The 23,990-nt window shown below is 53.1% G+C and carries 24 protein-coding genes; 17 read left to right on the plus strand and 7 right to left on the minus strand.

Annotation, left to right across the window (positions count from 1 at the left end):
- Nucleotides 1-90 precede the first annotated feature (90 nt).
- Both AC3WQH_RS14200 and AC3WQH_RS14205 read left to right on the plus strand, forming a co-directional pair.
- Complete coding sequence (locus AC3WQH_RS14200; protein ID WP_122952470.1) at nucleotides 91-342, plus strand: hypothetical protein; 252 nt, start codon at nucleotides 91-93, stop codon at nucleotides 340-342.
- A gap of 96 nt (nucleotides 343-438) precedes the next feature.
- A complete protein-coding gene (locus tag AC3WQH_RS14205) occupies nucleotides 439-960 on the plus strand; it encodes a helix-turn-helix transcriptional regulator (RefSeq protein ID WP_310670256.1) in 522 nt (173 codons plus the stop codon).
- On the opposite strand, the gene AC3WQH_RS14210 is transcribed toward AC3WQH_RS14205, so the two are convergent.
- On the minus strand, nucleotides 906-1,133 hold the full coding sequence (locus tag AC3WQH_RS14210) for a helix-turn-helix domain-containing protein (protein ID WP_157179565.1): 228 nt from the start codon (nucleotides 1,131-1,133) through the stop codon (nucleotides 906-908). The two genes, AC3WQH_RS14205 and AC3WQH_RS14210, sit on opposite strands and share 55 nt — an antisense overlap.
- Nucleotides 1,134-1,254: 121 nt before the next feature.
- Between AC3WQH_RS14210 and AC3WQH_RS14215 the strand changes: the two genes are divergently transcribed.
- The 3 genes from AC3WQH_RS14215 to AC3WQH_RS14225 all read left to right on the plus strand — a co-directional run bounded on the left by AC3WQH_RS14215 (nucleotide 1,255) and on the right by AC3WQH_RS14225 (nucleotide 4,039).
- Nucleotides 1,255-2,724, plus strand: a complete 1,470-nt coding sequence (locus tag AC3WQH_RS14215) for a protein adenylyltransferase SelO (protein WP_492332103.1) — start codon at nucleotides 1,255-1,257, stop codon at nucleotides 2,722-2,724.
- Nucleotides 2,725-2,819: 95 nt separating this feature from the next.
- Complete coding sequence (locus tag AC3WQH_RS14220) at nucleotides 2,820-3,440, plus strand: hypothetical protein (RefSeq protein WP_492332104.1); 621 nt, start codon at nucleotides 2,820-2,822, stop codon at nucleotides 3,438-3,440.
- A complete protein-coding gene (locus AC3WQH_RS14225) occupies nucleotides 3,434-4,039 on the plus strand; it encodes a hypothetical protein (RefSeq protein WP_492332105.1) in 606 nt (201 codons plus the stop codon). Before AC3WQH_RS14220 ends, AC3WQH_RS14225 begins: the two co-directional genes overlap by 7 nt.
- A 184-nt stretch (nucleotides 4,040-4,223) precedes the next feature.
- On the opposite strand, the gene AC3WQH_RS14230 is transcribed toward AC3WQH_RS14225, so the two are convergent.
- A complete protein-coding gene (locus AC3WQH_RS14230) occupies nucleotides 4,224-5,258 on the minus strand; it encodes a YkvI family membrane protein (RefSeq protein WP_007780875.1) in 1,035 nt (344 codons plus the stop codon).
- Between the two features lie 47 nt (nucleotides 5,259-5,305).
- Between AC3WQH_RS14230 and AC3WQH_RS14235 the strand changes: the two genes are divergently transcribed.
- On the plus strand, nucleotides 5,306-5,911 hold the full coding sequence (locus AC3WQH_RS14235; RefSeq protein ID WP_238504024.1) for an SDR family NAD(P)-dependent oxidoreductase: 606 nt from the start codon (nucleotides 5,306-5,308) through the stop codon (nucleotides 5,909-5,911).
- On the opposite strand, the gene AC3WQH_RS14240 is transcribed toward AC3WQH_RS14235, so the two are convergent.
- Complete coding sequence (locus tag AC3WQH_RS14240) at nucleotides 5,877-6,638, minus strand: hypothetical protein (protein WP_429788726.1); 762 nt, start codon at nucleotides 6,636-6,638, stop codon at nucleotides 5,877-5,879. The genes AC3WQH_RS14235 and AC3WQH_RS14240 overlap by 35 nt on opposite strands.
- A gap of 602 nt (nucleotides 6,639-7,240) precedes the next feature.
- Nucleotides 7,241-8,638: a hypothetical protein gene (locus AC3WQH_RS14245; RefSeq protein WP_005831944.1), complete on the minus strand. Its 1,398-nt coding sequence runs from the start codon at nucleotides 8,636-8,638 to the stop codon at nucleotides 7,241-7,243.
- Between the two features lie 223 nt (nucleotides 8,639-8,861).
- On the opposite strand from AC3WQH_RS14245, the gene AC3WQH_RS14250 reads away from it, so the two are divergent.
- Both AC3WQH_RS14250 and AC3WQH_RS14255 read left to right on the plus strand, forming a co-directional pair.
- Nucleotides 8,862-10,163 (plus strand): AAA family ATPase, encoded by a 1,302-nt coding sequence (locus AC3WQH_RS14250; protein ID WP_005831946.1) that lies wholly within the window; start codon nucleotides 8,862-8,864, stop codon nucleotides 10,161-10,163.
- 12 nt (nucleotides 10,164-10,175) lie between these two features.
- Nucleotides 10,176-11,933: a VWA domain-containing protein gene (locus tag AC3WQH_RS14255; protein ID WP_005831948.1), complete on the plus strand. Its 1,758-nt coding sequence runs from the start codon at nucleotides 10,176-10,178 to the stop codon at nucleotides 11,931-11,933.
- A 463-nt stretch (nucleotides 11,934-12,396) separates the two neighbouring features.
- Here AC3WQH_RS14255 and AC3WQH_RS14260 read toward each other — a convergent pair whose 3' ends face one another.
- The 3 genes from AC3WQH_RS14260 to AC3WQH_RS14270 form a co-directional block, all read right to left on the minus strand.
- Complete coding sequence (locus AC3WQH_RS14260) at nucleotides 12,397-12,915, minus strand: hypothetical protein (RefSeq protein WP_005831950.1); 519 nt, start codon at nucleotides 12,913-12,915, stop codon at nucleotides 12,397-12,399.
- Nucleotides 12,916-12,994: 79 nt separating this feature from the next.
- A complete protein-coding gene (locus AC3WQH_RS14265; RefSeq protein WP_122952464.1) occupies nucleotides 12,995-14,137 on the minus strand; it encodes a hypothetical protein in 1,143 nt (380 codons plus the stop codon).
- A gap of 527 nt (nucleotides 14,138-14,664) precedes the next feature.
- Nucleotides 14,665-15,543 (minus strand): 5'-3' exonuclease, encoded by an 879-nt coding sequence (locus AC3WQH_RS14270; RefSeq protein WP_005836262.1) that lies wholly within the window; start codon nucleotides 15,541-15,543, stop codon nucleotides 14,665-14,667.
- 250 nt (nucleotides 15,544-15,793) lie between these two features.
- On the opposite strand from AC3WQH_RS14270, the gene AC3WQH_RS14275 reads away from it, so the two are divergent.
- The 9 genes from AC3WQH_RS14275 to AC3WQH_RS14315 all read left to right on the plus strand — a co-directional run bounded on the left by AC3WQH_RS14275 (nucleotide 15,794) and on the right by AC3WQH_RS14315 (nucleotide 22,960).
- Complete coding sequence (locus AC3WQH_RS14275) at nucleotides 15,794-15,994, plus strand: alpha/beta-type small acid-soluble spore protein (protein ID WP_005836264.1); 201 nt, start codon at nucleotides 15,794-15,796, stop codon at nucleotides 15,992-15,994.
- Between the two features lie 189 nt (nucleotides 15,995-16,183).
- Nucleotides 16,184-16,441 (plus strand): hypothetical protein, encoded by a 258-nt coding sequence (locus tag AC3WQH_RS14280; protein ID WP_007786621.1) that lies wholly within the window; start codon nucleotides 16,184-16,186, stop codon nucleotides 16,439-16,441.
- A 103-nt stretch (nucleotides 16,442-16,544) separates the two neighbouring features.
- Complete coding sequence (locus AC3WQH_RS14285) at nucleotides 16,545-17,420, plus strand: M23 family metallopeptidase (protein WP_197186592.1); 876 nt, start codon at nucleotides 16,545-16,547, stop codon at nucleotides 17,418-17,420.
- Nucleotides 17,421-17,434: 14 nt separating this feature from the next.
- Nucleotides 17,435-18,250 carry a GTP pyrophosphokinase gene (locus AC3WQH_RS14290; RefSeq protein ID WP_005836270.1) on the plus strand — a complete coding sequence of 272 codons (816 nt, stop codon included), beginning with the start codon at nucleotides 17,435-17,437 and terminating at the stop codon, nucleotides 18,248-18,250.
- A 74-nt stretch (nucleotides 18,251-18,324) separates the two neighbouring features.
- Complete coding sequence (locus AC3WQH_RS14295) at nucleotides 18,325-19,560, plus strand: D-alanyl-D-alanine carboxypeptidase family protein (RefSeq protein WP_122952463.1); 1,236 nt, start codon at nucleotides 18,325-18,327, stop codon at nucleotides 19,558-19,560.
- A gap of 164 nt (nucleotides 19,561-19,724) precedes the next feature.
- On the plus strand, nucleotides 19,725-20,618 hold the full coding sequence (locus AC3WQH_RS14300) for a hypothetical protein (RefSeq protein WP_221842019.1): 894 nt from the start codon (nucleotides 19,725-19,727) through the stop codon (nucleotides 20,616-20,618).
- A 4-nt stretch (nucleotides 20,619-20,622) separates the two neighbouring features.
- Nucleotides 20,623-21,345, plus strand: coding sequence for a glycosyltransferase family 2 protein (locus AC3WQH_RS14305; RefSeq protein ID WP_007786627.1), 723 nt, complete (start codon nucleotides 20,623-20,625; stop codon nucleotides 21,343-21,345).
- 121 nt (nucleotides 21,346-21,466) lie between these two features.
- On the plus strand, nucleotides 21,467-22,174 hold the full coding sequence (gene deoD / locus AC3WQH_RS14310; RefSeq protein WP_005836275.1) for a purine-nucleoside phosphorylase: 708 nt from the start codon (nucleotides 21,467-21,469) through the stop codon (nucleotides 22,172-22,174).
- Nucleotides 22,175-22,267: 93 nt separating this feature from the next.
- Entirely contained in the window at nucleotides 22,268-22,960 is a 693-nt protein-coding gene (locus tag AC3WQH_RS14315) for a DUF4241 domain-containing protein (protein ID WP_005836277.1), read from the plus strand.
- Nucleotides 22,961-23,990 lie beyond the last annotated feature (1,030 nt).

Raw genomic sequence — 23,990 nt, forward strand, 5'->3', positions numbered from 1 at the left:
GAACAGACAAGACAACCAGCGCAGAGGTGAAAACAAGCGTATGAACCAAGCAGCACACTGGTATGCGGTCGAGAATGTAGTAGACAAGCATTGTGCGCTCGCAACCTGAATGCTCTCTATCGGAACGAATCGTTCCAGCAAACCGTCGTACTCCCGGAGCAGGTCGGCACAGGCTACTGGCAGCGGACGAGCCTGAATGCCATGGTGGACGTGATGATCTGCGACATTGTTTTCCGAGAAGAGCTTGGCATGAAGAGCACGGAGCGGGACGACTGGATGAAAATTTGCTTTGGAGCTCGAACGACACCCATCTGGACCATGGCATCGCACCCGGTGAGGTGATCGCATTCGGGAGAGCAGAGACGAGCAGCACGTGTCATTTCGCAGCGGAGCGCCACTTTCGTTGTTTGACTGTCAAGCTGGACGTGCCCCAAGCTCGTGCAGGCGTGGCCGATTCCCCGCCTGGAAGCGCAGTGGAGCCGAATGGCAGCGCGCGACAAGCTGTACGACAACCGGAAAATGACGCCGCTCGTCAAGCGTATCCTCCACGAAATCATGCGCTGCCCGTATCGCGCGGAAATCCGCCGTATGTATATGGAAGGGAAAATACTGGAGCTTTTGGCCGTGTATATGGATGAAGTTTTGCTGGAAAAAGGTTCGTTGCCCCGCGATGTAGCTCTCTCGAAAACAGACATCGCCAGCTTGCGGCAAGCCAAGCAAATCGTGGACGCGAACCTGATTGCCCCGCCGAGCCTGGTTGAGCTGTCGCGGCTCATTTGCCTCAACGAGTACAAGCTGAAAAAAGGCTTCAAAGAGCTGTTCGGCCTGCCGGTACACGCCTATGTGATCGACCAGCGGCTGGAGCTGGCCCGCTGCTTGCTGGAGCAAGACGGCAGCAGCGTGACCTATGCGGCCAGCATGGTAGGCTTCAACAACCTGGGACAGTTCGCGGAAACGTGAAAGCCGACCGCTTCGGCAATCGCTTGCACGCGCTCTCCAGCCAGCAGCTTGCGCTTGGCTTCGTCCATGCGCAGACCGTCGATGTAGGCGGAAACAGACTTGCCCGCAACCCGCTCGCTCGGCAAAAGCTTCGCGATACCGCACCAGGCAGGGGCACAGCATCCTTTTTTCAAAATGCAGCGCAGCGTCAGTAACAGACCGTCCAGACAAAATCCCGTGCATGCTTTTGGGTGCTCTTTTGGTAAAATGAACAGAAGGCGACAAATCCGACCAAAAAAGGAGCAATGGGAAACGATGACCCAAGCCATTCCAGAGGCAGGCTGGCATTTTGACAATAGCTATGCGACTCTGCCGGAAACTTTTTTCACGAGACTGAACCCTACCCCTGTACGCTCACCCAAGCTCGTCATTTTCAACCGTCCGCTGGCTGCTGCCCTTGGCTTGCAAGCCGATGCATTAGATGGAGAAGCGGGAGCGGAGGTGTTTGCAGGCAACCGGATACCTCCGGGCGCCAAGCCGATTGCCCAAGCCTACGCCGGGCACCAGTTCGGACAGTTTACCATGCTCGGGGACGGGCGCGCGCTCTTGATGGGCGAACACATTACCCCGCAAGGCGAGCGGTTTGACCTGCAATGGAAAGGCTCGGGCCGCACGCCGTACTCCCGGCGGGGCGATGGACGGGCGGCACTCGGGCCGATGCTGCGCGAATACATCATCAGCGAAGCCATGCACGGGCTGGGCATCCCGACGACCCGCAGCCTGGCGGTGGTGACGACCGGAGAAACCGTCATCCGCGAAGACGATCTGCCCGGCGCGGTACTTATGCGTGTCGCCTCCAGCCATTTGCGCGTGGGCACCTTCCAATACGCGGCCCAATGGGGGAGCGACGAGGAACTGCGGGCGCTCGCCGACTATACGTTACATAGACATTTTCCGCAAGCTGCTGAGCAGGACAACCGCTATCTGGCGTTGCTGGAGGAAGTGATTCGCCGACAGGCAGAGCTGATCGCCAAATGGCAGCTCGTCGGGTTCGTCCACGGCGTCATGAACACCGACAACATGTCCATTTGCGGCGAAACGATTGACTACGGCCCGTGCGCCTTCATGGACGCGTACGATCCGGCTACCGTCTTTTCCTCCATTGACTACCAGGGACGTTACGCCTACGGCAACCAGCCGCAAATCGCCGTCTGGAACCTGGCGCGCTTTGCCGAAGCCCTGCTGCCGCTCGTGGATGAAAACCAGGCCAAGGCGGTTCAGGTGGCACAGGATGCGCTCTCCCGCTTTGGCGAGCTGTACTACCGGAATTGGCTCGCTGGCATGCGGGCCAAGCTCGGGCTGTTCGGCGAGGAAGCGGACGACGTGGCGCTGATGGAAGAACTGCTCAACTTGCTGCAAAAGCATCGGGCGGACTATACGAACACGTTCCTCGCCCTGACGTTCGATCAGCAAAGGGACGAAGCGTTGTTTGCCGCGCCGGAGTTCGCCGCCTGGCAGGAAAAGTGGCAAGCAAGACAAAAGCGCCATGCTCCCTCCGACGATGCTGTCGGGCAACGGATGAAAGCGAGCAACCCGGCTCTGATCCCGCGCAACCATCGCGTCGAAGCGGCCCTGGAGGCAGCCGTGCAGGAGGGCGACTACAGCGTGCTGGAACGGTTGGTTGCCGCGCTTGTCGATCCTTACGCGCATTCGCCGGAGCAGGCCGAGTACGCCACGCTGCCGCCAGACTCGTGCGGCCCGTATCGGACGTATTGCGGTACGTAATTCACCAGTCGGCCAGGAAGATGCCGGAAGACCTTTGCTGGGGATTGTCCCAAGCAGAGGTTTTTTCTTTTTCCCGCTCCCTGTGCTAAGATAGATTGGTTGAAAAGAGAAAATATTCCAGCGTCCCGGGCGGTATTTTTCCGGGGACGCTGATTCAATTGGGACGGGAGCGGATTGTATGCTGGAACGACTCATGCAGGAAATCATCGAACTGCTGCGGGCAGATATTCCCGGGATGGCAGAGGCGCTTCATCCGCGACACGGCGAAGGAGAAAAACTACAGCGTCCAACAGGAAGACGACCAGCTTTTCTGGAGCTATGGCCGGAGCGGCACCATCCATTTTCTCGACGCGATCCGCAAGCTAAAGCTGCCTGTTTATCAGCCGATGCGCGTCGATACGGGTGTCCACGATCCGCAAGCGTGGCTCCGTAGTCTGGATGCGGGCTGGCAGGAGCGGATCGAGCGGCGCTGCGGCTCTGCTGACGTATTTTTGCATGCCAAGCAGTTGCGGTTTATTGGCGAAGGCATTACCGATGTGACGCCGCTTCAGCATTGCCGCGAGGTGCGCGAGCTGGTGCTGACCGCAAACGAGATTCGCTCCATCGAAGCGCTCCGCGGCTGCCAGCAGTTGAAACGGCTGTATGTGCCGAAAAATCCGCTCAGCGATCTGCGTCCCTTGCAAGGTCTGGCTTATTTGCAAATTTGCAAATGGTGAACGTGTCTGCAACCGCCGTCACGGATTTGGCGCCTCTCGCCAGCCTGCCGAGACTGGCGGAGCTGGATATGACGCACACTCCCGTTCGCAGCCTCGCCCCGCTCAAGCAGGCAAAGAGCCTGAAAAGCCTGGCGCTCAACCGTCCCGATGCAGAGCAGCTTCGCGAGCTGGGTGAGCTGCATTCGTTGACAGAGCTTGCGATTGTCGGTCTTGGCGACGCGTGCGAGAGCGACTTGGCTGCGCTGGCACAGCTTGTGAATTTGCAGATGTTGCGCCTGGAGGACGTCCGCTTGCCCGATCTGGCGTTTTTGCCAAACAACCGCAAGCTGCGAAGCGTGAAGATGAACAAGACGGCGATTGGCGATATTTCAGCGTTGGCCGAACTGGGCAGTCTGCTTACGCTGGAACTGAACGATTGCCCCGAGCTGGGGAACCTGGAAGCACTTGGAAAATCAGCTTCGCTCGCAAAAATAACGGCCTCCTACCAGCAATTTGCCCGGTTGAAAGACCGTTTTGCGCGAAAAATTGATTTTTCTTCCATGACAGGCGACATGACGGACGAGGAAGAAGAGATTTGGCATGCGTATGTCCGGTCGTAGGGGGAGGGCGTGCTTGTGTACGGTGCAGGGAATCGTCAAGGGCTACGAGGAAGACAACTTCTGGTTCGTGCTGGACAATGGCAGCATCGTCGGGAAAAAGTCGAGTCTGCAAGAGGCGTAGAGGACTTCTAGCGCCGTGCCGCAGCTTTGTTTCTGTGGGGCGGATCCCGCGGCCAAGTCCAGGTCACCTCCTCCCTCGCGGCAGCAAAACCGCTGGCACAGATATCCGGCACAGCGTAGACAGCCCCAAATACCCGAACAGCGGATACAAAAACATCAGCAACTGGCTGTAGCCAATCAGGCAAAGGATGAAGGCAGCCGCAAAAAGATACAGGTAGAGCCGGGATTCCGGCTGCTGGAGCAGCTCGCGCAGTTGCTGGCCGATCCCGAACACGTTGGAGATGAGCGTGGTGAAAATCTCGGAGTAGAGGACGAACACGAAAAACAGTTGCAGCCATTCATTCCAGCGATCCGTAATGAACAGGATCGGGATGTCCATGAAGCGCACGTCGTCCCAATTCGCCAGCATCGTCGTATGCACGACGAGCAGCATAAAGCCGAGGACGACGCCTCCGATGACCGCCGCGCGGAACAGGACGACTTTTTCGCGGATGGCGTAGCCGATCGGGATCAGGACAGACTGGGCCATCGCCAGATTGAAGGAGACGTACAAAATCGTTTTCCACAAAAAGGCGTAGTCGGAAGGCTTGGCAAGCGGCAAAGGCGATTCGGCGCTGCCGTCAAGCAAAATGAGCAGGGCAAACAGCAGCATGGACGGGACGACGAGCGCATTGACCAGCAAGAGCTGCTCCAGCCCTCTTCGCAGGATGAGCAGCGCGAGCAAAACCGTGGCGGCCGTTCCGAGCAAATACGGGATGTCGAATTGCTCCTCCAGCACGGATCCCGCTCCGGCGAGCATGACGGTCGTGACACCGAACAAGGTTAAAAAGACAAGCACATTCATGGTGCGGCCAAGCATCGGCCCGAACAGCTTTTGATTGAACGATTCGTAAGAGGGCGTGCGCAGTTGATGGGCCAGCAGCATCATCTTGTAGCCCAGCCAGACGAACAGCGACGTGGCCAGCAGGATGCCGACCGTGCCTGCATGGCCATATGAGGTGAAAAACGCGAGAATTTCCTGGCCGCTCGCGAACCCGGCCCCGACCACTGTTCCTATGTAGGTTGCCGCGACCTGGATACTTTTTCCCCACAGTTTCATACGGTCTGTTCCTTTCCAAATGGGATGCTAGTACAAGTGTATGAGGCTTGGGCCAAAACAGAAGAAAAAAGTGGTTGAAGGACAAAGTTGCCCTTATTACCGGGGCCGGCCAGGGAATCGGCAAAGCGATCGCGTTGGCATTCGCCCGCGAAGGCGCCCACGTGGCGATCAACTGCTACAACCAGACTCTGGCGGAAATCGGTCGAGGTGGTTGCCCAACTGGCGGGCTGCAGCGGGCAGGTGATGGGGACGTTACCGACGTGCGCTTTGTGCAGCGTCTGGTCGACGAGACGCTCGCAAAGTTCGGACGTATTGATATTTTGGTGAACAACGCGGGCATTCTTACCCAAAGCCTGATTCACGAAATGACGGTGGAAACATGGGACCGGATGATCGATGTCGATCTGCGGTCCGTGTTCCTGCTGACGAGGCATGTGGTGCCGCACATGATCGAGCAAAAGAGCGGGCGGATCATCAATATCGCTTCGCAAATTGGCCAAAAGGGCGGCGTCAAGCTGAGCTACTACGCGGCGGCCAAGGCGGGGGTCATCGGCTTTACCAAGTCCAGGACGACGAAGCGTGACAGCAAGGTTTTTTCAAGACGAAGACAGTACTGGTTTATTCTACCGCTTGTTGCTGACGCCAAGCCTTGACCCATGATTTCACACTTGATTCTGTTTTTTCAAGCTTCTCCACCCTCTTCAACGCCTCCTGAACCTCCGTCTTCAGTTCGCATTCCAGTGCAGCCAACTTTTCCCTGCCTTTGCATGTAATCCAGTCATCGCTGATATGTCCCGTCTGCTCTAAATCCTCATGCAATTGATAAAGGTAGGACAGGTTTACCGGTTTCCCGAAATTGTCGCCAAGGTCTTTACAAGAGTGTGGGGACTTTCCATCCAGCGCGCCACGCAGTAGCAGCCAGTCGTAATAATCCGCGACACCAATGATTTTTTTCTCCTGCTCATTTTCAGGCAAAGGGGAGGGAGGGCATGGCGAGGCGGGAAGCTTTTGGTCCAGATCGTGCAAAAAATGGCGAAGCTGCTTGACTTTGGTGGGTACGGCCTTGATGACTGCTCGCTCGCCGGTGTAAAAATGGATGAGACCTTTCTCCATAACCGTATAGTGCAGGGTCGGCCGCTCTGTAGTAGACCAGGTTGATTCCATGAAGAGAATGTCTTTCTGGGCGAGATTTTTCATAATCCGGTAGACGTAGGTCTGGTTGCTGCTCATAGGGAACACATTCATCGAACTGGTCATGTCATAAATATCTTTGGCCATCCATTTTTTCTGCAACGTAAATGCATGGGCCATCACCAAATGAACCAGTTCGTTCAATGTGATTAAATTGGCGAACGGGCGCATGTGCGAATGTTTGCTCAAACCAACCACCATCCATTTGCAATTAGTTCTAAATCTACAATCAGAAGTCGGTATTCCGAAAAAATAGTGTGCCTCCTCCTTTCTTTCTCTCATCATACCGGAATCTACAGACTATTGCCAAATTTCTTCAAATAGGAGGATTGTATTCGGTTCTCTACGAGCAGTCAAGCTTTTTGGCAGGAAATTTTTACGCCGATCTTTTCCGTTTTTGCAGTTGTCGAGTCGACAAGACAGAGATCATGCGGGCCAAGGTTTCGGATGTTTATCAAGCCGTCACTTTCAGCGCTGTCCGCCAAGACTCTTGAGCGGAAGGGCAACCCGGCCAAGCGATGCCAAACCGCGGCAGCCGAACAGGGGAGAGAGAAACCTTAAAAGCTGCGAATAACAGCCGAGGCAAACACGAACGCCAAAGAGATAGAGGCAGGGGGCAGCAATCGTGAACAACTCCCTGAGCGGCTGGCTAATCCCGAAGACGTTGGAGAGGAGCGTCGCGAACATTTTCGAGTGATGCTAGTACAACTGCATGAACCGTCGGCAAAAACAACAGACGAAAAAGGCGGCGTGCCACGGCCAGGCGCCTTTTTCGCCTTTTTCGTCGTTATTTACAACAGGAACATGGCAACGATGGTCGTCACCAATAGCCCGATGGCGACGGGATACAGGTTGCGCCGCGCCAACTCGAACGGATCGACGCCGCAGATCGCCGCTGCCGGAATCAGCGCCCAAGGAATAATCGTTCCGCCGCCGACCCAGATGGCGGCAATTTGCCCGAGGGCGGTCAAAGTAGCGGCTCCGGCGCCCAGAGCAGTAGCGAAAAGCTGCGCGAGCGAACCGGCCAGCGTGATGCCGGAGAAGCCCGAGCCGTCCAGCCCGGTAATGACGCCGACAGCAGCGACAGTCAAGGCGGCTACTTCTTTGCTGATCGGGATCGTGTGGGCCAGCGCCACGCCCAAGTCGTTGACGATCCCTTGCGAGCCAGCCGGCAGCACCTCGCCGAACACTTTGACAAAGCCGCTGTCGCCCATGTAAAAAAAGGCGGCGATCGGAATGACGGGTCCGAACACTTTGAAGCCGAACTGAAAGCCGGAGATGAGATGGCTCGTCACTTGCTCCAGCCCTTTTTGCTTGTGGGCGAGCATCGTCGCGACAATCAGAATCAACAGAGCCGTTCCGCCGACGAGCGCCGTCGCATCGCCTCCGCGCAAGTCAAAAGCAAACATCGCCACGACATCAAGCGCAAACAGGACGGGAACGAGGGCAGCCAAAAAGCGGCGAGTCCCCGTAGGCAGAGGAACGCGCGCTGCGGCAAAGACGGAATCGCCCGCAGGCGTGTCGCTGCCGGACCCCGGGAGATTGCCCAGCTTCATGTCTTTTTTCAAGTACCAGAAGGCGATTACGGTCGTGACCAGCCCCATGACGACGACGAGCGGAACGCTGGCGGAAATGACGTCCTCTACAGGCAGGCCCGCCGCTTTGGCTGTCAAGGTCGGCGCTCCCTGAATGACAAAGTCGCCGGAGAGCGCAATTCCGTGTCCGAACAGGTTCATCGCAATCGCGACGCCCATGGCAGGCAAGCCCGCCCGCAAAGCGACAGGCAGCATGACCGCGCCGATCAGTGCAACCGCAGGCGACGGCCAGAAAAACCAGGAAATGACCATCATCACAATCCCGATCACCCAATAGGCCAATGTGGCGTTGTGAATCAGGTGCGTCATCGGCCGGATCATCGTCTCGTTGACGCCAGTATCTGTAAGCACATGACTCATCGCCACGATAATACAGATGACCAAAATCGTCGGCAACAGCTCGGTGATCGCGTAAATAAAGCTGCCAAAAATTCCGCCAATCGCCGTCGTCACCGATCCGGTCGCGACCAGTCCGAGCAGGGCAATCCCGACAATGCTAATCAGACTGGTGTCCCTGCGCATAACCATCATGAGAATGATGCCAATTACGAACAACACATACACGCCGTGCAACCATGCAAGTTCAATCCCCATACTGTACCTCCTCCCGCTTTTTCCTTTTGCCACACCATATGCGCGAGCAAATCTATGGGTGAACGTGCATGCGGCTGGCGAAACTGGCATTTTTGTCCACAATATGCCACTATTAAATGAGCAGGAGGCATGACAAAAAATCGGGGTCTTGATGACTTGGGTACGAGGCAAGAGAGGGGGAACGGCGCCCTTCGTTTATACGGGAGACAGGCGCCAAACGACGATGAATACGACTACACCAATCCAACGAAAAATGGACCAGGCGATCGAGCTGTTGGAGCGCCGCTTTTTGGAACGGAGCGAACTGATCCGGCTTTTGATGCTCGGGATGATGAGCGGAGAAAATGCGCTGTTGATCGGCCCGCCGGGGACGGCAAAATCGCAGCTCGCCCGCTCGGTGGCGCAACTGTTTGGCGCCGAGCATTGGTTTGAATATTTGCTGACCCGGTTTACGACGCCGGATGAGCTTTTCGGCCCCGTGTCGCTTCAACAGTTGAAGCTCGACAACTACGTGCGAAAAACAGCGGGCTATTTGCCACAGGCGCAATTTGCCTTCCTCGACGAAATTTTCAAGGCGAACAGCGCGATCTTGAATGCGCTGCTGTCCATTTTGAACGAACGCCTTTACTTTAACGGCAGAGAAAAAGAAGAGGTCCCGCTGCAGTTTTTGATTGCGGCGTCCAACGAACTGCCGGATGACGACGAGCAGTTGACCGCTTTATACGACCGCTTCCTGTTCCGCTATGAAGTCCACTACTTGCAACAGGCGGCCAGCTACGAGCGGATGTTCTCGCTGCCGACGAATCCGCTCCCGGTCGTCTTTTCCCTGTACGATATCAAGGACATTCAGGCGGCGGCGAAGCAAGTGACGATCCCGGAGGCATTGATTTACTTCCTCTACCGGATCAAGCAGGACATGGAGGAAAAGGAATACGTGCTGTCCGACCGCCGCTGGAGCAAAATCGCAGGCGTATGGCGGACGTCTGCCGCCCTGCATGGCCGCGAGCAGGTCACGATCTGGGACACGGTTTTTACCCCGCACATGCTCTGGGATGTGCCGGAAGACTTGAACGTCATGCGCGAGTTGTTCGAGCGCCAGTTTACGGAGATGCTCAAGGCAGAGCTGGAAAACGAACTGCCGCTCCAGCGCTTGCAGCAACTCGCTGATAAATGGAAGGAAAAGGAATCAGAGTTGCACGCTTTCCAATTCAAAAAAGAAGTCGGGGCCAAGCTGGGAAAAGAAGCGCTGGAGCGAAACGGGCAACTGCTGGAAGCTTGCCGCATGGAGCTGGAAGAGACGGCGCGCGATTTGCGCAACCGCCTGATGCAGTGGGAAAAGCGCGAGCATGACCTGGGCGCGTACGTGCTGGAGAAAAATCGGTTGATCCACAACGTCGAGAAGTACACGGTCAAATACGCGTACTTGCGGATCGAGGGCGAGCGGATTTTGCAGCAATTGCAAAAAACGTACCGGACCATATTTGACAAAGAGATCGCGGGGGCAGACTACGACTTTACGTTATAGGGGGGAGTGACGATGATAGTTCGTGCCAGCGGGGTCGAGCGCTATTTGTTTGAAACGTATCTCGCTTCTTCGCGCACGGCCCAGGAATGGGTGCAGGAGGCGCAGTCCCGGGCCGAGTGGTTCAATCACGAGCTGCTCGCCGACTTTTTTCTCGTTTTTTATGTGGAAAAGCCCGAGATCGACATGACCCAGGAAGCGACTCCGTTCCATCACTGGATGATTCGCACGCTCATGAAGCAATATTTTACGCGGATGATTCACCCCCGGACGGTCGGCAATGAGAGCGCGGCTTTCAAGACGGCGATCAAGGCGCTGTTGTGGCTCACGGAGACGTTCGCGGAGGAAGTGAAGCAGCGGCAAAAAGATCGCAGCCTTTCCCCGCTTCTCGCGGGCTTGCGGGAACAGCAAGGACAAGAAGGAACGAAAGAAGCGCAGCTCGCCGATTTGCTCACGGAAAAGCAAAAAGCAAAGCTGGAGCTGATCGGCTATACGCTGCAGCAAGGCAAGCGCGTAGTGGAGGACAAGCAGGAAGCCCTCGACACGAAGCCGCTCGTGCGCGCGGAAATCGTCGGGCTGCAAGCGAAAATAGAGCAGCTTCGCGAAGAGATGAGCGTGCAGTTTACGAAGCGGACGAAGCTCATGCAAAAGGTCAAAAAGCTCGAAGAAGAGCTGGCCCAGCGGGAAAAGCAGCTCGACCGACTGCAAAAACAGGAAAAAGAAGCGATAGACGCTTGGGAAAAAGAACTGGGGCAGTGGCTGGAGCAGTCGTTGAAGGGGACGTTGTCCGCCGAGGATGTAGACACGCTGTTTGTAGATGAGGTGTTTGCGGCGAGCCAGCGCTTTGCCAACCGCAGTTGGGGACACGACCTGGGCAAGCTGCGCAGGCAAAGCTTTGAGCAGTATGTGAAGTGGGTGGAAAAATTGAAGCGCCATCCCGATCTGGTGGCGTTTTTGGACGAAGTCGGCCGCCAGGTGCATCGCTTTCGCGTGCGGCGCAAGGAGATTCGCTCCCGCCATTTGCCGGAGGAATACTACGATTTGCGGCAGTCCGGCGATATTGCCCACATGCTGCCGGGCGAGGCCGTGCTGCTCGCCGATCCGGACTACGAACATTACTTCATGCTGAAATGGCTGGAGCAAAAGCTGATGACGTACGATACGTCCGGCTGGGTAGAGGAACCGCCAAAAGGCCCGGTCATTTGCATGCTCGACACTTCGCACTCCATGCGCGGGGCAAAGCTGCGGCTGGCGCAAATTTTCATCATGACGTTTGCGGCGCTGTCCATGCTCGAAAAGCGCGATTTCGTGCTGATCTTGTTCGGGGCAAAAGGAGAGCTAAGAGAGCAGCCTCTGTATCACAAGAAGCCGGACTGGGGGGCGTTTTACGGCCTGGCGCAAATGGCGTTTGGCGGCGGGACGCATTTTGATGCGCCGATGAAGCGGGCGATGGAGCTGGTCGAGACGGAAAAAACGTGGCAAGCTGCCGATCTGGTGATGGTGACCGACGGCGTGGGCGGAATCTCGCCATACGTGCAAGAAAAGCTGGTCGCGCTCGGGCAAAAGAAACAAGTCCGCCTGCACAGTCTGATCGTCGGCTCGGCCCGGCAGCATCTCGTGCAAACGTACGACCTGCTAGGCATCTCCCACCGCGTGCGCTTCGCGACGAGCTGGGAAACGGAAGGGGCGGAAAATACGGGGCTGTTGCTCGACGTATTTGACACCGCGCACCAGTCGCCAACGAAAAAGCGTGCCACACGTGCCTTGCGTTGACAGGCCGCGCAGACTTGTTCCCAACAGCAACAGAAAGAGGCTATCCCTCGGGATAGCCCCAGGCTGATGAGAAACCCCTTGTTTTTGGGGTTTCTCTTGGTTGTACGCCCAGCATGGGCGTCATCTCTAGGGTGAAAGTCCGAACGTGTGCTGGCGAACGCCTACCGTTAGCCAAGAGAAAGTTTGAACTTGTCAACAAGACGTATGAAGATCCTGAAAATATACGAGACGAAGCGTTCTTCTTGGATACACATCCTGGATGAGGTCTTTCAACGACTTGTCCCGATCTGTATTTTTCCGTTTCAGGTAAGAATAGTATCCACTTCTTGAAACGCCAAACTCAAGGATTCTGGATACGACTGAAACTTCTGACCTTTGATTGCCATAAAAATGCACCCCCTAAAATTACATCGGATTTCCCTAGGGGTTTTTCCAATGTCTATTCTAAGGGGTGCACTTCACACTATAATGGTGCTTTTTCAACTATATACCAGTTATCTATTCCCAGTATCTTCATAATTGAATCGATATCTTTCTCTGTAAACTTTTCCAGGTTTAGCTCCGGCACCATTTTTTCAAAAGGTTTTACATAAAATGCCCCGTTGCTATCCTCAACGTAGGCTAAGTATTTACTATCCACTACTTGTTCTCCAATTTGATATTGAAATTGTAATACATATATTTTTTGGATTTTGGCCTGAGATATGTCTGTTTTATTCTTAGCTGTTTCCATCCAACGTAATATTCTTTTTTTTTCTTCTTCTTCCGATAGGAAAACTAAGAACTCTGGTTGAGCTTTATATGGCAACGAATCCAAGCGATATTCTGACACTCCTATCGAATGCAGATTTTCTGCAGTAAAGTCGCTTACTAAAGACTCGTGGGTTTGATCATTTGTCATGGTTTTTTCCTTTGAAGAACAACCCCATAAGAAAAAAATAATCGTCAATGTCATGATGAGAAGTATTAGCCTATGATTCATAATCCCTCGCCTCCTTCATTTTTAGAAAAACCCCTCGTTCCAATTGGAACGAGGGGTTTGCTTTTTTCTTTTGAAAAAATTAATCCCAGTCAGTCCCCCAGTATGATTTGAAGATGCTTTGGAAGGAATAGTTCCCTCCTGTAATAGTAGGGAGATAGTTTATATCCAGTGCATGTGGAGTGTATTTGTAAAGCGCCCATGTTCCATAATTTTTTACCCAGATGTAGTTTTTGTACGTGACCCCATTAGAGGTTACCGTTTTTCCGTAGTTGATGTTGTTGAATAAGATTGGGTAAGTCTCAGTAGGGGAGTTATACCATAGATCCTTGAATAGTTTAGTTCCTTTGTCAATCTGGATATCAAATCCGCTTGTTCCATTCAGATCTCCGCCATCCGTTGCACCATAACCCATAGCATAGTAGAATCGGCGAGATGAGTAGCTGACACTACCAGGTGCTGCAGAAACAAGAGATTGTTCTTTTTGAAGGGTTGCAATAACCACCTTTGGATTCATTCTGTGTGTCTGTGCAGCATTGTAAATTGCTTTGGACGGAAGGATTGTTTTGTTGGTATTGTAAACATTCCCGTTAGAATCTCTTCTCCAAATTTGCACCGGATCTTTCAAAATAGAGTTTTTATTCTGAAAGAATGATTGGATCTCACTCTCTGTCATAGAACTATAGTTAATGAACTTATCGGATCCTGATGAACAAGGGCATGAACCCGGAACTAGATTGTTCATTAGAACGCCGTTGACATAGTAATCCTCATATGTAGTAGTACTTTCGATGCCTATGGACCTTAAATCACTCTCTGCTCCCTTCTTATTACCCTCTTCCATCTTTTCCTTCTCAAGATTCTCGTGATCATTAGTCTTGACTTCAGGAAATTTCAAATCATTACTAGAAAGGGCGTGTTTAAAAAGTTCTTTCCCGTTCTCATATTCAGTCACTTCTACGTAGTTGTCCCGTTTCACATATTTTTGTTTTCTGCCTTTGTTGTCTTCAGATTCTATCATTTTTCCATTTTTGTATTTATAGGTGACCTCAAGTCCATCCACATGAAATTCCTTATCAATTTTTCCATTTTCATCGTACAATAAAATGTTGACATTTTGTTCGTTTGCATATTGAAGGAGTTCATCAGATGTTGATGGATTTTGTTTTGCTTGAATAGGCGAGCTAAAAAACAGAGAACTAACAGAAATACCGACAGATAGCATAGATACTAACGATGCCTTAAATAATTTTTTGACAAATTTACCACTCCTTACCTATAGAGGATGTTTTATCCAATATTTACTATAACAAATTTCCAAAGAGGAAATTTGTCGGAATTTGACGCTCAAAAATAAAAAATTTTCAAGACATGATAATCGCGAAAACACTCATGTAGACCGTGTCCGAGTCAGTGAATTAATCAACATTAAACTGACGGATATCGATTTTCATTACTGCCAGATACGGAGCTATTTGAATCCTCCTGGAAAAAAATACGGATCGGGGAATCCGTAAAATTCGGCAAATACTCCGAATAATCGGGCCAACAGTAAATTTATCACCTCACAAACTTCGTCACTTCAAAGCTGGCAATCACCGTTGCACCGTTTGAATATAAATAGTAAGTTTCCGACATAATTTCTGCTACTTTGCGGGTAGTGTCAGTAAGGCTGCTACTGCCCTAATAAAGAGACATCCCGGTTCCCCTTTTTCTCGCGAAAAGGGGAAGGGATCTTCGTGTCTTTTTGCGTTAGCCGACCCTTGTCGCCAGGCTGCGGCCAAATTCAAGCTCGTCAAATTTGTTCAAAACCGTTTCCGGATCGTAAGCCCACACGGCTTCCTCCATGGAAAACTCGACAGGCACATCGCGAATGATCGTCGCCAGCTTCTGGCTTAAGTACACCTGCTCGCGATGCTCTTCCAGCTTGCTGCGCATTTTCGGCGTGCAGCTCGTCAAGTTGTCGTACAGGTTGTCCAGATTGCCGTGCTCGGTAATCAGCTTGGTCGCCGTCTTTTCCCCGATGCCCGGGCAGCCTGGAATACAGTCGGACGTGTCACCCATGAGCGCTTTGACATCTACGACCTGTTCCGGAGCGATGCCGCGCAGAGCGCGCAGGCTCGCCGGATCGTAATGCTCGTGCTTGCCGCCGTTTTTCAAGATTTTGACGCTGACGTTTTCATCGACCAACTGCAAGCTGTCGTAGTCGCCCGTCGCGATGACGATCTCATGGCCATCTGCGGCGAGGCGCGTGGACAGCGTCCCCAAAACATCGTCGCCTTCGTAACCCGGACAGCCCAGGTTCGGCACGGAAAAGGCAGCGGTGATTTCCTTGACCAGCTCGAACTGCGGAATCAGCTCGTCCGGCGGCGCCGTGCGATTGGATTTGTAGCCGTCAAACCACTGGCTGCGCACGAGCGACTCGCGTGACGCGACGTCCCAGCCGACCATCAGGTGGGTCGGGCGAACCAGCTCGGCGTAGTCCAGCATCATTTTCGTAAAGCCGTAGACCGCATTCGTGTAGACGCCTGTGGACGTTTGCCGATAAGCGCCGCCCCAGGCAGACCCGTAAAAGGCGCGAAATAAAAAGCTCATGCCATCGATGAGCAGTACTTTCCCTGTTTCATTCACAAATGGTGACTCCTCTCAGCTCCAAACTTTACGCCTCATTATAGCATAAAGCAGGGGGACAGCTTTGACAGATTTTACATTTGCAAAAGGCGTATGGACTTAGGATCTCGTGGGATGATAGTAGCACAAGAGGTTGAACCACCGCCTCTTGGACCTCAAAATCATCTTCCGGTCTCAGTCGGTGGGAGGCGAAGAAGCAGGCGGTTCAAATCCGTCCCGGGAGAAAAAAACGCGTCAGGAGGAATCAATCATGGCTAACAACAACGGAAGCAGCAACAACCTGGTAGTTCCTCAAGCGAACCAAGCTCTGGATCAACTGAAGTATGAGATTGCATCTGAATTTGGTGTAAATCTCGGCCCAGACACTACTTCCCGCCAAAACGGATCTGTTGGTGGCGAAATCACCAAGCGTCTGGTAAGCTTCGCTGAGCAACAAATGGCTGGCCGCTAAGCACAAGCTTTTGACAAGTAAATAGTTGGATGAAGAAAGGTCCCTTGCACGGGGCCTTTCTTGTTTTGGCTTGCAGCCCTTTCTTTTTGACAGGGTGCAAACACACAAGCACATTCGCGGACTAGTCATATGGTGTAACGAACAGCTCTCTATTTTGGTTGTACACGCGAAAGGAGTGACGTTTCGACGATGAAGAAAAAAGAAGTGAAAAAGCTTCTGCGGGAAAATCCTGAATTCGAAGCGTGGGTCGTGGAAGACTCCATGCGCGTCCGGGCCGTCCGCAGCAATCCCGGCATGGCCGAAGAATTGTTCAAGCGTTGGAATGACCGCAAAAGAGGGCGCCTCGATTTTGACAACATCTCGCAAAAAACAAAACGAGCCAGCGAAATGCTGACAGGCGTGCAGTCGATCATGGACATGATGGCTGATTACACGAAAAAACTGTAGGGCGCGCTGCAATGGATTGGAGAAGGCTAGTCGGATAGCCTTCTTTTTCTTTTTCCTTTCAAAGCCTGTTTTGTTATACTAGAAAATGGGAGGGAGCATGCCTATGTTTCAATCGATGGTCAGTTTGATGACGGTCGTTGCCCTGACGCTCACGTCCGGAACGGCCGCTTGCAGCCAAGTACTGGAAGGCGCTTACGCGAGTGTAGAGAAACAGCAACCATCGATTAGCGTGACGCCAGCCAGGACGAATCCCGGTGATGTCATTTTCGTGCGCAGCAAACAGCCTCAAACGGTTACACTCTTCTCGCGATCGTACCGTTTGCAGCCCTCTTCTAACGAGTATGCCCGATTTATCCCGATTCCATTTGACGTGAAGCCGGGAGATTACAACGTGCAATCAGCGGATAAAAAACTCACGGCAACCTTGACGGTTCAGCCGAAGCAATTTGCCGTGGACAAGCTGACCGTCAGCAAGCAAATGAATGCGATGCGGCAGGACACGGCCCGGATCAACGCGGATCAGAAGAAAATCAACGCCGCTCGCGCAAGCTCCCGGGCGACGCCGTACTTTAGCGAACCGTTTACGATGCCGGCAAAAGGGACATTGACGACACCTTTTGGCTATCAGCGCGTCGTAAACGGAGTGCCCGCCAACCGCCACGCAGCGATTGACATTGCGAACAAAACCGGAACGCCGATCTGGGCGAGCAACCACGGCAAGGTCGTTTTGGCCGACTCGCTCTATTTGACCGGAAACACGATCATTATCGACCACGGCATGAACGTCTTTTCGATCTATGCGCATCTGTCCAAGCTTGCGGTTGCGACCGGGCAGGAAGTGAAACAGGGACAGGTGATCGGGCTTATGGGCACCACAGGTTTTTCCACAGGCCCTCACCTTCATTACGGCATGTTGATTGGCAATACGTACGTAAATCCGCAGCCGTTTTTTGATGCATCACCTTTCCTCTGGAAGTAATTGGAGGTGTTTTCATGAGAGTTACCCATGTGCCAAGCAAAGTCTTGAACAATATGGTCCATTTCTTGGCACCGTATGAACAGGCAGTAGAGGAATTGAAGCTCAAACTGAAAGGAATCAAGTACGGCTTTCTGAAAAGCGGCCGCTATTCTCCGATTGAGTTCGTGGTGGGACGGGTCAAAAAAGTGGACAGTCTCATCAAGAAAGCCAATGAGAAAGGAATCGATTTTCAGCAAGCCAACTGGCAGGACGAAGTGGCGAAGGAAGTCCAGGACATCGCTGGCTTGCGCATAGTCTGCCGCTACGTCGATGACGTCCGCGAAGTTCAGCAGTTGCTGCAGGAACGGGAGGATATCGTCATTCATGACATCAAGGACTATATCTCCACGCCAAAAGATTCGGGCTATCGCAGCATCCATATGATCGTTTCCTACACTGTATATCACGGGAGCGAAAAGCGTACCCTTTTTTGTGAAATCCAAATTCGTACACTCGGCATGAACTTCTGGGCGACAAACGAGCACGAGCTGCGCTACAAATACGCCGGAAACATTCCAACCGACGTGATGCAGCAACTGCACGAGGCTTCGGTCATTACTCATCAGCTAGACGTGCTGATGAACAACCTGCGCCATGAAATCCTCACGCCGGCCGAGGTGGATTCGACTTTGGAAGAAAAGCTGGAGGAAATTTTTTCGCTGTACGTGAAACAAGATGTGGAGTCCGCCGCAGCCCTGTACCGCGAGCACGTCAGCGGCTTTGAAGAGGCGTTTGCAGACAATCCCAAGTTTAAAATGATTCACGATTTGCTGGGAAAGCGCTTGAAATAGCAGACTCGCGAAGCTTCCTGGAGCCAAAAGCCATACGTTAACACCCGACAAGCAAGGAAAGGATATAGACTAACATGCGTCTTCTACTAACGTACCTTCTCGTTGTGGTCACGGTTATTTTCAACCTTGACGTGCCTGTGGCTTTTGCCGAGGGATCGTCATCGATTACACCAAATGAGCTGTTTGGCGAATCGGCCATCCTCATTGATGCGACAACGGGACAAGTCCTGTTTGAAAAGAACCCTCATGTGAAGCTGTACCCTGCAAGCATTACGAAAATTGCCACTGGCATTTACGCCATTGAAAAAGGAAATCCGGACGACGTTGTCACGGTTTCCAAAAAAGCCCGATATGAAGAGGGAACCCGGGTTTATTTGGGCGAAGGCGAGCAGGTTTCGCTGCGCAAGCTGGAATACGGCCTGCTCATGCACTCCGGCAACGATGCGGCGACAGCGATTGCGGAGCATATGAGCGGGTCCACCGAGCAGTTCGCCGAGGAATTGAACGCGTTTTTGGCCGAAAAGGTCGGCGTGACCGAAACGCATTTTGCCAATGCGCACGGCCTGCACGACCCGGAGCACTATACGACGGCGGCCGACATGGCGAAAATCGCGCAGTACGCGATGAAAAACCCGATTTTCCGCGAGATCGTCGGAACGAACCGCCTCCCCTGGGACGGAAGAGAGTGGAAGTCGGAGCTTATCAACCACAACAAGCTGTTGCGCGATTACCCCGGCGCGACCGGGATTAAAAACGGCTTTACCGATCAGGCGATGCATACGCTGGTTGGCTCTGCCAAGCGCGGCGATACGGAAATGATCGCGGTCACGATGAAAGCGGCTTCCGGCAATTACGCCTACAAAGACGTGACCAAGCTGCTCGATTTCGGGCTGAACGGATACGAAACGAAACAGATCGCCGCAAAAGGCGAGCGCTATTCCGCCATTGCGGCTCCAGGCGACACAAACCAGGTGAGCTATACGGCCAAGGAAGACTTGTACGCCACGGTTCCGGTCGGGAGCGAGCCGCTCGTGGAGCTGACCGCAGACGGACAGCTTTCGGTGTCCGCCGGAGAACTGGCGATGACGTATCCGCTGGAGCGCCACGAGCCGCCTGCGCAGCGCGTGCAGGCAGCAAGCGCCGCTTTTGGCTTTGGCGCGGCGGACGACGACAGCAGCCATTCCTACGCGCGTTACGGGCTTTTGATCGCCTGGCTGGGAATGAATCTGTTTTTGATCGGCTATACGTTTTCCCGCTCGCGGCGAATGCGCCGAGTCCGGCAGCGCAACCTGGAGCGCCGTGTCAATTGATCGACCCGACAAAATCAAAAACAGGACGGAGAGCAAAGCGCCGTCCTGTTTTTTTGGCATGCGGATTTGTATGAGCGACGCGGGTATAGCAGCCGTGTCCAAACGATCAAGCAGTACGTACACTACCGATATAGCTTTACTTTTCTGGCGAGGGGGAAGGGGAAGTGGACTCTCAAAACTATGCGCAAAGCCTCGTGTCCGTCATTATCCCCACCCATGGCGGAGCCAGGAATGTGGAACGACTGGTTCACATCGCCAAACAGGTGGCTTTGGCTACAGAAGTGATAATCGTCTGCGCAGGCTTGCCCCCGCACGCGGCAGACAGCGAATACGTGTGGGGCGCCAAAGTAGTTCCGGCGAGCGAGCAGGCCACGGCCAGCGAGTGCCGGGCAATCGGGGCGCAGCACGCTCAAGGAAACGTGCTGCTGTTTTTGGAGGAAGGCATCACGCTTCCTCTCGGTTCCTTGAAAAAATACACCGCAGCCTTGCTGAAAGGCTACGACCTCGTTCTCTCCGCAGGGGGCCGCGTGTTGACGACGAAAGGCAAGCTGTCGTCAGAGCGCTGTGCCTATGCGCTATTGAACCATCTGCTCGGGCAAAAGCAGCTCGGGAGCGCTTCCTTGGAAAAAGCTCCGTTTGCCTTGAACCGCAAAGCGCTGGAAGCGATCGGGCAGCACCATTTGCACGTTCCGGCGGCTGCGCTCGTCCGCGCTGTGCAAAAGGCTCTGGCGATTACGCTCGTGACATCTGGCTCGACTGGCCAGGCAGCGCGGAAAAGGTCAGCGGCGAATCAGCCTTTGGCCAAAAAGAAAGCTTTGATATTCCAGGAGCATGGCGAAGCGATTCAACTGCTCCTGCAGGATAAAGACGTGCGTGGCGCCTTGCCTGATGGAGAGCGGCACCGCATCCTGGTGCAAGCGCCTGGACTGCTGCATTTGCGTTCCGTATTCTATCAGGAATCCCGCGAAAAGGAGGGGGATGAATGGGGTGCCAAACGGAAAGAAAGGCCCAAAAGAACCCGCAAAAGGGCGCAAAGTCGCAAAAAACGGTCGCATTAGCGATGTGGACAAATTGGAAAATCAGGACAGACTAAGCATTATCATCGGGGTGGAGCAGGACGAAGACACGATCGTCAAGGTGCTCAAGCAGGCAGAAAAGCTCTGTCCGCTAGAGATTGTCGTCGTCGTGCACGGCAGCCATGATCGGTCACTGGAGCATGTGCTCGCTTACTCGGCGTCGCCCGTCCTCCGCGTTTTTGCCTACCCGTATGCGCTCGGGGAAGACGTCTGGCGGGCGATCGGCGCGCGCGAAGCGGCAGGAGATGTGTGGCTGTTTCTGGGGGCGGAACAGATCGTCGCCGCGCAACAGCTTCAGCTTTTTGTCCGCTCCTGCTATCGCGGTACAGATATCGCGTTGCGGCAAGCGCATGCTTTTCCTGCGAGCGAAAAAATTGGGCAAGATCCGGTAGAGCTGGCGAAGTGTTTTCTGAACAACCTGCTCGAGCGAAGCGAGCTCGGCAGCTCGTCGATGGGCGATCTTCCGTTTGCCATGACCCGGGAGGCCGCGGCGTCGATTGGCGCGCATCATTTGTTCGTTCCGGCTGTCGCCCAGGCGATCGCGCTGCAAAAAGAGCTGCGAGTAACCCCCGTGCGCACCGCGAAGGAGCGCGTCTCTGCCAAAGCGGCAAAAACAGAGCAGGCGAGAGACAGCACAAGCGCCCTGACAGACTTAGGAGATCATCTGGAAGCGCTCTCCCTTTGGCAAGCACAAGCAAAGGACAAGTGAAAAACCTCAAACAAGCGATGCTGCGACAAGTATCGCTCTATATTTTTCATTTTGCAGCGTTCGGTTTTTGTAGTACGATAAGCTGGTAGGAAATTTTTTGAAAGCGAAGGAGCAAGCGATTATGAGCATACATATCGGAGCCAAGCAAGGCCAAATTGCGGACACCATTTTGCTGCCAGGCGATCCGCTGCGGGCCAAATACATTGCCGAGACCTTCCTGGAAGGTGCCGAATGCTACAACGAAGTGCGCGGCATGCTCGGATTTACAGGTACATACAAAGGGAAGCGCGTATCCGTACAAGGGACAGGCATGGGTGTGCCTTCGATTTCGATCTACGTCAACGAGCTGATGGAATCTTACGGCGTGCAAAACCTGATTCGCGTCGGCACGTGCGGAGCGATCCAGGAGGACATCAAGGTGCGCGACGTCATCATTGCGATGAGCGCTTCTTCTGATTCGCAAGTCAATCGCCTGCTGTTTAACCAGATTGACTTTGCCCCGACAGCAAGCTTCGACCTGCTGCACAAAGCTTACCAGGTCGCTTCCGAGCGCAACCTGTCAGTGAAGGTCGGCAATATTTTCACAAGCGACAGCTTCTACCGCGAGAATTTTGACCTGTACAAAAAGCTGGCCGGCTACCAGGTGCTCGCCGTAGAAATGGAGTCTTCCGCGCTCTACACGCTCGCTGCCAAGTACAAGCGCAACGCCTTGTCTATTTTGACAGTAAGCGACCATATCTTGACCGGGGAAGAAACGACGGCCGAGGAGCGTCAAACGACTTTCAACGAAATGATCGAAGTGGCGCTGGACGCAGCCTTAACCAAATAACCATCGCGAAGACTGACAACCCGCTGGCAACACGTGACAGTGGGTTGCTTCATTCTGTCGCTCACTATATCGCTTTGCTAGGAGGAATGAAGCTTGAGACAGCATTACCCGGATTTTTTCGAAACAGCGTTTACAGAAGGCTTCCGCACGGAGCAGCATAACTACGAATACCGCCTGGTGCCCCAGGAGATTGGCCAGTTGCAGGTGCCAACGGGAAAAATCGTCGCTAACGATCCGCTCGTCATGTTTGAAACCGAGCCGTTTACCGAAACATTTCCGACAGGCTCGTTTCCGGTGCAGCTTGCGATCGCCCAGGTAACGCCTTTGGACGCGGCAGGTGCGACACAAGGGGAAATGGAGCCGGATGAGCGCGTCGCGCTGGCCCGGATCGTTTTTGCCGACAGGCCGGTCGCTAGCTGGAAAATGGCTGTCTGGGAAAATTCCGATGTGACGCAGCTCGCCGCCAATGAGTTTTTCGGCTACGGCGTGGACGCCGGAACGGGAGCTTTTATGGACGAAAAGGCGTGCAAGCGCCTGGAGAGCCGTTTGGAGCAGGATGAGGCATTTTCCGAGGCGTTGATGGCGGAAATGGATCAGACGTACAAGCATACGAGAAGCTGGCTCGTCAAAGATATGGGGGATGGGTGCAACATCGCGATGTTTTCCAGCGGCTGGGGTGATGGCAGCTACGCGAGCTATATCGGCTATGACGCAGACGGGCAAATCGTTCGGCTGTTGACGGATTTTTATTTGGTGGATTGGATGGAAGGGCAAGAAGGGGAGTAAGGTGGGAGTCCTCTTGGAGTCTTATCTTTATATCTTCTGATCTGGAGAAGGGAAGCGAAGGATAGGGCGAAGGGGAAGGAATGTTCATAGTTCATATACGTCAAAACAGAGTGCCGCTATTTTTGGGCACTCTTTTATGTTTACTTTTTCTTGGCTTCTTTTTTCAGGTAGTGGGCCAGGTTGTTCAAGGTGTCTTCGTAGGAGCGTTTTTGGGAACGGGTGGCGGTTGCCGTCGAGTTTGTTTTGCTTTTCGTCATGTCGGGACCTCCAGGTGGGTGAATTTGAATTTTTAGGTATAGTGATCTCGATTATACTATATAATAATTTCCAATAAATGTAAATACAATTTTATATAATACTTAAAAAAGTTACTTTATAGTGAATTTTGACTGGAGCTTTTTCGCATCGCATGTGGTCTACTGACCGTTTTCAGGCAGCGAAAATACCGCGCGCCGAATGTGGGACCCGAGTGCGAGTATCTGAAGGGAATGGTCGAGTTTGGTGGAAGGTTGCTGATGTGGCTTATTGTCAGAACATGCTTTTTGTCATTTTTGTCAAATGAAAATTTCGTCTGAGCGTATGTTAACTGATGTATGCAGGTTGCTAACGGATAACGGATGATAACGGATATTGAGGTTTGTTCATTGAAGTTAATGTTGAGTTTGCGAAGTTTGCTGTTTGTTGCTGATTTCGTTGCTTAATCCGCAAATGCGCAGTTGGCGATCTACGGCTAGTAGCCAATCCAAGTTGTGTAGCTCTTGTAACGCAAACAGGCAATAGGTTAGCGCATCTCACTGCTGCTTTCTCCATTTTATTTTGAGTCCGATAATATATATTATGTAAACTTATAAAAAGAGCAAGAAAGGCATATGGGTATGGTTATATGTTATTGTCTGTGACGTAAATATTACTCATGTTTTGCGAAGTGAAATTAATTAATTAATGCAACTTCCTTAGGATGTGTCTGAAAACTCATTATTGAGTTAGTTTAAAGATGGACGCGACATATACAAACGCTAGGAATGATTTG

Source organism: Brevibacillus sp. FW301-21C12A (genome assembly GCF_058788915.1).